Source organism: Rugamonas aquatica, assembly GCF_009380215.1.
Lineage (GTDB): Bacteria > Pseudomonadota > Gammaproteobacteria > Burkholderiales > Burkholderiaceae_D > Rugamonas > Rugamonas aquatica_B.
The window spans coordinates 334,354-344,098 of record NZ_WHUG01000006.1; the positions used below are offsets into that span (position 1 = coordinate 334,354).

A 9,745-nucleotide genomic window follows, 5' to 3' on the forward strand; every position below is an offset into this window, starting at 1 on the left:
ACTCGTCAGACCAGCTGCGTCGCCTTGTCCTCGGGCGCCAGCACGCTGCGCCTGCCGCCTTCCGAACGGGCGCGGTACAGCGCCTGGTCGGCCGCCAGCACCAGATCCTCGGTGCTGCCTTCCTGCACCGCTGCCAGCGCGGCCACGCCGATGCTGGCGCTGATGCTGCCCGACGATGCCTTCGCATTCGGCAGGTTCAACGCGGCGATGGCATTCTCCATGCGGTGCGCGATCAGCATCGCCTCCTCGCCGCTGGTGCCGGGAGCGAGGAAGGCGAATTGGCTGGCGCCATAGCGCGCCACCAGATCGCCCGCGCGCTGCACCGCGCCGCTCAACGCATCGGCCACGCGCCGCAGCACATCGTCCGCAGCCTGCTGGCCGTGGTGGTCGCGGTAGGCGCTCAGGTGGTCGATCTCCACCAGGCCCACCGCCATCAGCTTTTCCTCACGCGCCGCACGGCGCCATTCGCGCGCCAGCTGGTCGTCGAAGCAGCGGCGGTTGGCGATGCCGGTCAGGCTGTCGGTGGCCGACAGGTTGGCCAGCTTGTGCTGCGCTACCCGCAGCGCTTCCGTACGCTCCTGCACCAGCGCTTCCAGTTCGCGAGCCCGCGCATTCAGGCGCCGCACCGACCAGCGGAACAGCAAGGCCAGCGATGCCAGCGTCAGTAGCACCACCGCGCTGCGCGCCCACCACGTCTCCCATAACGGCGGCGTGATGGTGATCGGCAGGACGATTTCATCGCGGCTCACCACGCCCTTGTTGTTGGTGCCTTGCAGGTGGAAGCGGTATTTGCCCGGCGCCAGATTGGTGTAGGTCGCCACCGGATGCCCTGCATCGGCCTGCACCGGTTGCTGGTCGAAGCCTTCCAGCCAGTAGGAATAAGCGTTCCGGCGCGGCTCGGCGTAATGCAGCGCGGCGAATTCGATCGAGATGGTGTTGGCGATCCATGGCAGGCTCAGTGAACGGGGCTGCGTCAGGCTGCCTTCCAGCACCACGTCCGCCGGCGGGTTCCTGCCGCCCAGCGAGCGATTGAGCACGCGGATGTCGGTGATCGCCAGCTGCGGCGGCCGCGAGGCGCTGCTGTGGATCGCGGGATTGACGGCGGTGACGCCGCTGCTGCTGCCGAAGTAGAGCAAGCCGTTGCTGGTGTTGGCGGCGGAATCCATGTAGAAGCCTTCGGTCAGGCCGTCCTCCACCGAGTACTCTGTGACGGAGCTGGAGACCGGATCGATCTTGCTCAGTCCCGCCGCAGTCGTCACCCAGATCATGCCGTTTTTATCCGAGCGTATCGCTTCGATCAGGCGCGTACCCAGTTCGCCTTTTTCCTGGATGCGGGTGACGGTGAAGGCGCCGTTCTTGCCCGCCACCACGTGGTTCAAGCCCTTCGACGTGCCGACCCACATGCTGCCGTCCGCATCCTGGTGCAAGCTGCTGACACGGTCGCTGCTCAGGCTTGCGGGATTCTTCGGATCGAGCCGGAAATGGCGGAACTTGCCGGTCGCCGGGTCCAGCATATCGAGGCCGCCGCCGCGATAGAACTCGCCGCTCCATACGCGGCCGGCGCTGTCTTCCACCACCGTGGTGGCGCCGTTGACGCTGCGGCTGTCCGGATTCTTTTCGTCGTGCGCGTGGCTCTCCACCGCGCCGCTGGCCGGATCGTAGCGCAGCAGCGCGGTGCCGGTGGCCAGCCATAGCACGCCGCCGCGTCCGGGCGCGATGGAGTTGATGAAGTCCGTGGTCTTGCTGCCGAAGTGGATCACCTTGAACTGGCCGTCCGGCGTGTCCAGGCGGTTCAGGCCTTCGGAGGTGCCTATCCACAGCGTGCCGTCCGGCGCCTGATAGGTGCTGTAGATGACGTTGGAGCTGAGCGCACCGGGGCGCTTCGGCGTGGCGCTCCAGGTGCGCACCATCTCGCGCTTGGCTGGATCGAACAGCGCCAGGCCGTCGTCCAGCGCGAGCCACAGCTGGTTGTTGGCGGCGGCGCCCACGCTGCGCACGAAATTGCTGGACTTGACGAAGTCCGGATCGACGTCGCGCGGGACGAAGCGTTCGAAGCCGTGGTTGCCAAGGTTGGCGCGGCTGACGCCATCGGTCAGCGAGCCTACCCACAAGGTGCCGCTGCGGTCGCGCATGGTGGTGTTGATGGCGTCGCTGTTGAGGCTATGCGCGTCCTCGGCGCGGTGGCGGTAGGACTGGAACTGGCGCAGCTCGCGGTCCCAGCGCAGCAGGCCGCTGGTGCGGGTGCTGATCCACATGTCGCCGGCGCGGTCTTCGTCGATGTCGGTCACGCGCTTGGCCTGCACGGACAAGGCTTCCCGCTGGTCCCAGGGCTGGCCCGCCTTCCACGTCACCAGGCCGTCGGCAGAGCCTATCCACAGCGTGGCGGCGCTGTCGAAGTAGAGCGCGCGCACGTCGTTGGCCTTGGGGTTGGGATGATCGGGATCGTCGACGCGGAAGTGCTGGAAGCCTGTGGCGCCGGGCGCCATGTAATCCAGCCCGCCGGGCCAGGTGGCGGCCCAGACGCCGCCCTTGTTGTCGACGGCGACGGCGTTGATGTCGTTGTAGGTCAGGCTGTCCGGTTTGGCGTCGTCGTGCTGGTAGATGACGAAGCTGCCGTTGCGTGGGTCGAAGTGGTGCAGGCCGCCCCAGGTAGCCACCCACATGCCGCCCTTGTAGTCGGAGACGATGCGGCGCACGATGCGGGCGTTGTTCGGTCCACCCTTGGGCAGGTAGCGCGTGAAGTTGTTGGCCACCGGGTCGAAGCGCGCCAGGCCTTCGTCGGTGCCCACCCACAGCTTGCCGGTTTCGTCTTCGTACAGCGAGGTGACGCGGCCGCCCGGCAGGCTATGCGGGTCGGACGGGTCGTTCATGTAGCGCACCTGCTTATGGCCGTCGTGGCGGAACAAGCCGCCCTCGATGGTGCCGATCCAGACGAAACCCTGCCGGTCCTGGAGTATCGCGAGGATGGCGCGGCTGTCGGCGCCCAGCGAGTCGACCGCGGTGAAGGCCAGCGGGCGCGGGGCCGCCGGCGATGGCGCGGCGTGCAGGCAGGCCAGTGCGCCGCACAGCAGCAGGCGGAGGATATGGCGTAGGGGCGTGCGCGGCATGGTGAGACCTTGGTATTTTGGCTATCCAAGTAAAGCACATAAATGGCCGCCATGGAAGCGGTCGCGCAACACTTTTCCGCTATAATCGATAGCCAAATCGACATGCAACGCAAGGCGCCATGGACGGATCTTCAGACGGAGTACCCCTGCATCCGGCGCCAGCGCCGGCCCGTAAGCCTGTGCGTATATGGACCGCTTTGCGCCAGCGCGGCTTGTTGGGCAGGCAGACCATGCGCTGGGCCACGCTGGCGCTGCTGCTGGCCGGCGGCGCGGTGCTGATCCAGCGCCAGGTGGTGTTCCAGCAGCACGCGCGCGACCTGAAGGCTGTGGCGGACGACATCGCGCGCCAGATCCAGATCGACAGTACCGACGGCCGCGTGATGGGCGGCGCGATTCTCATGGGATTGGTGGAGGACAGCGTCAAGCTGCTGCTGGCCGGCGAACTGGCCGCCGACGCCTACCGCCTGCACGTGGACTTTGCCGCGGTCCTCGATCAGTACAGTGCCGACACCGTGTTCGTTCTCAATGGCGACGGCACCACCGTCGCTTACCTGAACAAAGAGGGCAAGGCGATCGGCGTCGGCCGCAACCTGCGCTACCGGCCGTACAGCCGGCGCGCGCTGGCCGGGCAGGCCAACGTCTATGCGGCCATCGGCAGCAACTCGCACGAGCGCGGACTGTATTTCGCCGCGCCTGTCTACAGCGGCAATTCACGCGACACGCCGATTGCCGGCGTCTACACCATCAAGATGCCGGCCGGCGAAATCGACCGCGCGCTCTCGCGCAGCAAAGACCCTGTGCTGCTGCTGTCGCCGGACGGCGTGGTGTTCGCCACCAATCGAAACGAGTGGCTGTTCACGCTGGCGGGGAAGGTCACGCCTGCGCGCCTCGCTCAATTGGAAAAGGAGAAGCAGTTCGGCGAACTGTTCTCCGGCACCGGCCCGCTGCAACTGCCGTTCGAACCGACGGGCAAACAGGTCGGCATCAACGGCCGCACGCACGCGCTGGCCTCCAGCAATTTGAACTGGCCGGACGACGGCGGCGCATGGCGCGTGCTGGTCGTGCAGGACAAGGGCGAGTGGCTGCCGCTGTGGAACCAGCTGGCGCTGGCCGCCGCCTGTATCGCCGCCGTCTGGCTGTGCGGGATGGTGGTCACGGGCCGCACCCGCGCCGCCGAAAGCGCGCGCCGCCTGCGCTTCGAGAACGAGCGCCGCATGCGCGAGATCACCAACAACCTGCCGGTGGCCGTGTACCAGTTTCAGATGGACGCGTCGGGCCAGCCGCGCTTCCGCTTCATGAGTCCCGCGATCACCGCCATCACCGGGCTGCAGGCCAGCGATGTGCTGGAGGACGGCGCCATGCTGTTTGCGCTGCTCGATCCGGACGGCCGCGCAGGCCTGCTGGCGCAGATCGCCGACAGCGCGCGGCAGCACTGGTCCATCCATCGCCGCGTGGAGTTCGGCGCGCAGGGACTGGTGGCGGCGCGCTGGGTCGACATCCACTGCACCTGCGTGCACCAGCATGCGGACGAGGAAGTGTGGAACGGCTACCTGGCCGACGTGACCGCCGAGCATACGGCGGGGCAGGCGCTCAGCGCCGCCAAGCAGACCGCCGAAGACGCCACGCGCAGCAAGTCGCTGTTCCTGGCGAATATGAGCCACGAGATCCGCACGCCGATGAACGCCATCATCGGCATGAGCCACCTGGCGCTGAAGACCGGCCTGACGCCGCGCCAGCACGACTACGTGCAGAAGATCCAGCGCGCCGGCCAGCATCTGCTGGGCATCATCAACGACATCCTGGACTTCTCCAAGATCGAGGCCGACAAGCTGCAGGTGGAGAACCAGCCGTTCGAGCTCGATCAGCTGCTGGAGAACTTGGCCACGCTGATCGGCGACAAGGTCAACGCCAAGGGCCTGGAGCTGGTGTTCGATGTCGCCCCCGACGTGCCGACCGCGCTGGTGGGCGATGCGCTGCGGCTGGGCCAGATCCTCATCAACTACGCCAACAACGCCGTCAAGTTCACCGAGCAGGGCGAGGTGGCGGTGACGGTGCGCGTGCGCGGCAGCGACGAGCATCACGTGCTGCTGCATTTCGCCGTGCGCGACACCGGCATCGGCTTGAGCGAAGAGCAGATGCGCCAGCTGTTCCAGAGCTTCCAGCAGGCCGACGCCTCCACCACGCGCAAGTACGGCGGCACCGGCCTTGGCCTGGCGATCTCCAAGAAACTGGCGCAGCTGATGGGCGGAGAGGTTGGCGTCGAGAGCCAGCCGGGATTGGGTTCGACCTTCTGGTTCACCGCCCGCCTGGAGATAGGCCAGAGCGCGCGGCCGTCGCTGCTGCCGTCGCCGGACCTGCGCGGCAAGCGTCTGCTGGTGGTGGACGACAACGACAGCGCGCGCAGCGTGCTGGCCGAACTGCTGCGCGGCATGCGCTTCGATGTGCGGGTGGCGTCCTCCGGCGCCGAGGCGCTGGGCGTGGTGCGCGATGCCGCAGTCGGCGGCGAGCCGCTGCATGTGGTGCTGCTGGACTGGCAGATGCCGGGCATGAGCGGCATCGACACGGCGGCCGCCATCAAGGCGCTGGCGCTGCAGGAACCGCCGCGCATGATGATGGTGACGGCTTACGGCCGCGAGGAAGTACAGCAGCAGGCGCACAGCGCGGGCATCGACGATGTGCTCATCAAGCCGGTCAACGCTTCGGTGCTGCTCAATACCCTGATCCGCCTGCTGGGCGGTGAAGTGGACGACAGTGCGCTGGCGCGTCCGGCGCCGGTCAGCACGCTGGCCGCGCTGGCGACCCTGCGCGGCGCCCGCGTGCTGCTGGCCGAGGACAATGAACTGAACCAGCAGGTGGCGGCGGAGCTGCTGGCCGACGCCGGCCTGGTGGTGGACATCGCCAACAACGGGGTGGAGGCGGTGGCGATGGCGCAGCGCGCGCAGTACGACATCGTCCTGATGGACATGCAGATGCCGGAGATGGATGGCGTCGAGGCCACCCGCGCACTGCGCGCCTTGCCGGAGCTGGACGGCTTGCCGGTGGTGGCGATGACCGCCAACGCCATGCAGGCCGACCGCGAGCTGTGCATCCAGGCTGGCATGGTGGACTTCGTCATCAAGCCGGTCGAACCGGATGATTTGTGGCGCGCGCTGCTGCGCTGGGTGCCGCCGCGCCATGCGATGCCGGCGCCCGACGCCATCGCCGGCAACGGCCAGGACGAAGCGCTGGCGCACGCGTCTCCGCACGCGCCGGCCGCTGAGGAAGACGACTTCCCGCAATCCATCCCTGGCCTGGACATGGTGAGCGGCTTGCGCCGCGTGCTGGGCAAGCGGCCGCGCTATCTGGCCATGCTGCGCGGCTTTGTCGCCAACCAGGCCGGCGCCGTACGGCAGATATCCGCGCTGATCGCGGCGGGCGACCGCGCAGGCGCCGAACGCGGAGCGCATACGCTCAAAGGCCTGGCCGGCAATATCGGTGCGGGTGCCTTGCAGTTATTGGCGGGGGAAGCGGAACATGCGCTGTCGCCGGCGGCGGTGGGCGAGGCTGGCGCCGCCGAGCTGTCGGCGCGGCTGGCGCCGCAGTTGGCGCAACTTGAATCGGTGCTGGCGGGGCAGGTGGCCGCCATCGTTGAATGCCTGCCGGCGGAGGCCGAGCTGGCCGCAGTGGAAGTCGATCCGGAGCAGCGCGACGCCGTCGTGCGCGAACTGGCCGAATTACTGGCCGACGACGACGCCCGCGCCGAACGGGTGCTGGTGGAGCATGGCGCGCTGCTGGCGGCGTCCTTCCCGCAGCATTACCGCAAGCTGGAACAGGCGGTCGGCGATTTCGATATGGAGCTGGCGCTGTCTGTGTTGAACAGCGCCACGGGGGCGGCCGGGATGGCCGACCCCAGTCTGCATCAATAGGTGGTCAGTGGAACCGGCTGGCCGCCCTTGAAGTTGAAGATTGTCACGGGCGACTGCTTCATGTCGCCGCGCTCGTCGAACGAGTAGGTGCCCGTCACGCCCTTGTAGGCACCGGCGCTGATGGCGGCCGCCACCTTTTGCGGATCGAGCGAATTCGTTTTCTGCATCGCCTGCGCGTACATCATGGTCGCATCGTAGTAGGCGGCCGCGTAGACATCCGGCTCCTGCTTGAAGCGTGCCTTGAACTTGGCCTTGAAGGCCGGGCCGCTGGCTGCCTTGTCCAGGATAGCGCCGCCTTGCGAGCACAGGACGTTTTCGCCAACGGCGTCGCCACCCAGCTTGCCCATCTCCGCGGTGCAGATGGTGTCGCCGCCCAGCAGCTTGGCGTTGATGCCCAGCTGTTTCATCTGGCGCGCCATCGGTGCGCCCTGCGGTGCATAGCCGCCGAAGAAGATCGCTTCGACCTTCTTGGTTTTCAGCTTGGTCAGGATGGAGGTGAAGTCGAAGGCTTTGTCGGTGGTGAACTCGTGGCCGGCCACGGTCAGGCCGGCGGCCTTGGCCTGCTTCTTGAATTCTTCGGCCACGCCCTGGCCGAAGGCGGTGCGGTCGTCGATCACGGCCACGGTCTTCAGCTTCAGTTCATTGGCTGCGTACAGCGCCATCTTGGTGCCCAGCTGGGAATCGCTGGCGTTCACGCGGAACAGGCCCTTGTAGCCTTGCTGGGTGAGCTTGGGATTGGTGGCGACGCTGGCGATCAACACGCCGGCTTCGTTGTAGGCGCGCGAGGCAGGAATGGCGACGCCCGAGTTGTACGGGCCGACCACGTATTTGACACCCTGGTCGATCAGCTTCTGTGCCGCCGCCACGCCGGCTTTCGGGTCGCCTTGATCGTCTTCCGATTGCAGTTCGAACTTGAGCTTCTTGCCAGCCACGGTGATCGGCTTGGCGTTCAGTTCTTCGACTGCCAGGCGCACGCCGTTTTCGTTGTCCTTGCCCGAAAACGCCTGCGCGCCGGACAGCGGGCCGCTATGGCCGATCTTGACCACGGTGTCCTGTGCCTGGGCGCCGGCGGCGCCCAGCAGTGCGAGGGCAGCTGCAATATGCTTCAATTTCATGCGATCTCCTGAGTTGTGTTGTAAGGCGATGACGAGATTATCGCCAAAAACGCAAAATATTATCGTGTGACTTAGGCTTTCGATTGGCTAGTTTTAAGCCGGATCGCCTTTCAAACGGGCGGTGTTCAAAATTTAATTCGGTGGGCGTTGGCGCCTGGCGTCCTCCTCGCGCTTGCGGATGCGCGCCAGCGCGGCGTTGATGCGGTCGATGATGCCGTCGTCCTTGTTGCGGGCGATGGCGAAAAACAGGCCGCTGTCGGTGGCCAGGGGCTTGGGCAGCACGCTGAAACCGGCGTTGGCGGCCGCGCCCAGGCCGGGCATGCGCGGCGCCATGAAGTCGCGCAGTTCGGTTTCGATGTCGCGGGCGGTCTGGGTGCTGGGCTGGAACATCAGCACCGCGTCCACGCGCTTGAGCATCAGGCGCGTGAGGCGGGTGCCGCGCGAGGAGATGTCCTCGTCGGTGCGAAACAGCTTGTGGCTGCGCGCGCGTTCGAATTCGTCGCCGTACTGATAGCCGCGCACCGTGCCGATGGTTTTGCCGCGCAGGTCGTCGAGGGTGTTGAAGTTGAAGGTGGCGTCGCTGCGCGTGACCAGCCACAGGTTGTTGTAGGCGGCGATGTCCGAGTAGTGCAGCGCGTGCAGGCGGTCGGCGGTTTTCGGCAACCCGAAAATCAGGCCGGCGCCGTCGATGGCGTAGCGTTCGGCGCGGGCCCACGGATACATATGGGGCGCGAAGGTGACGCCCAGTTCCTGTTCCAGCGCGTCGAGCAGCTTGCGCTTGAGGGCTGTCATCGGCTTGGGTTTGCCCTGTTCGTCGAGCGTGTCGCCCATCAGCAGGGGCACGACTGGCGTGCCCGCGAAGGCATGCGCCGGCAGTCCGCAGTGCAGCGCGGCGGCGAACAGCAGACCTGGAAGCAGCGATCGTGTCATCGGCAGTGGGGCAGTGGCTATCCGCCGATTATTGCATGCTTCCGGCTGCCGGCCTCCGAATTATGGTGCGCTGCCGATCGCGCGCGAGCGGGCGGTGGCCTCCACTGCCGGCACGCGCGGGATCGCTTCGGCAGCCGCTTGGGCGGTCGCGGTGTTGGCGCCCGTGTTGTTGATGTTGTAGGCGGCGATGGCTGACGCCAGCGCGGGGTTGGCGCGCAGCGGATCGTTTTGCTGCGTGCTGGCCTGGACGGCGGCGACCTGGGTCGCTGCATTCTGCGATGCCTGAACTTGCGCGGCCTGCGCCTGTGCCGCCGCGTTCTGGGCGGCGCTGGCCTGTTGCGCCGCCGTCGCGGCTGCGGCGTTGGCCGCCGCCAGGTTGGCCGCAGTGGCCTGGGCCGCACTGGCTTGCTGGGCGGCGATGGCCGCCGCAGCGTTGGCTGCTTCCGGCGTGGTGGCGGCGGCCTGCGCGGCGCTGGCTTGTTGAGCGGCCGCATTCGCCGCTGCGTTCTGGGCGGCCAGTGACTCGACCGCGTTCTGCGCCGCCTGCGCTTGCGCCTCAGCCGCCGCCGCTGCGGCGTTGGCGCTAGCCAGGTTGGAGGCGGCGGCTTGCGCGGCGTTCGCTTGCTGGGCGGCCGTGGCGTTGGCGCTGTTGGTGGCGCTGGCCGAGGCGGCGGCATCGGCCGCGCTG

At 67.4% G+C, this 9,745-nt stretch carries 5 protein-coding genes; 1 reads left to right on the forward strand and 4 read right to left on the reverse strand.

From position 1 onward, the window contains the following. Positions 1 to 5: 5 nt before the first annotated feature. The gene (locus GEV02_RS17760) at positions 6 to 3,107 is read right to left on the reverse strand and encodes a ligand-binding sensor domain-containing diguanylate cyclase (RefSeq protein WP_152839227.1); all 3,102 of its coding nucleotides are present in this window, start codon (positions 3,105 to 3,107) and stop codon (positions 6 to 8) included. Positions 3,108 to 3,337: 230 nt separating this feature from the next. Here GEV02_RS17760 and GEV02_RS17765 point away from each other — a divergent pair, with 230 nt between their 5' ends. Then, positions 3,338 to 7,012 (forward strand): response regulator, encoded by a 3,675-nt coding sequence (locus GEV02_RS17765; RefSeq protein WP_152839253.1) that lies wholly within the window; start codon positions 3,338 to 3,340, stop codon positions 7,010 to 7,012. Here GEV02_RS17765 and GEV02_RS17770 read toward each other — a convergent pair. From GEV02_RS17770 to GEV02_RS32945, 3 genes are all read right to left on the reverse strand, one after another. Continuing rightward, complete coding sequence (locus tag GEV02_RS17770; protein ID WP_152839228.1) at positions 7,006 to 8,127, reverse strand: branched-chain amino acid ABC transporter substrate-binding protein; 1,122 nt, start codon at positions 8,125 to 8,127, stop codon at positions 7,006 to 7,008. The genes GEV02_RS17765 and GEV02_RS17770 overlap by 7 nt on opposite strands. 132 nt (positions 8,128 to 8,259) lie before the next feature. Continuing rightward, on the reverse strand, positions 8,260 to 9,057 hold the full coding sequence (locus GEV02_RS17775) for a substrate-binding periplasmic protein (protein WP_152839229.1): 798 nt from the start codon (positions 9,055 to 9,057) through the stop codon (positions 8,260 to 8,262). Between the two features lie 60 nt (positions 9,058 to 9,117). Further along, positions 9,118 to 9,745 (reverse strand): hypothetical protein (locus tag GEV02_RS32945; RefSeq protein ID WP_408014855.1); only part of this gene is annotated, 628 nt, incomplete at its 5' end.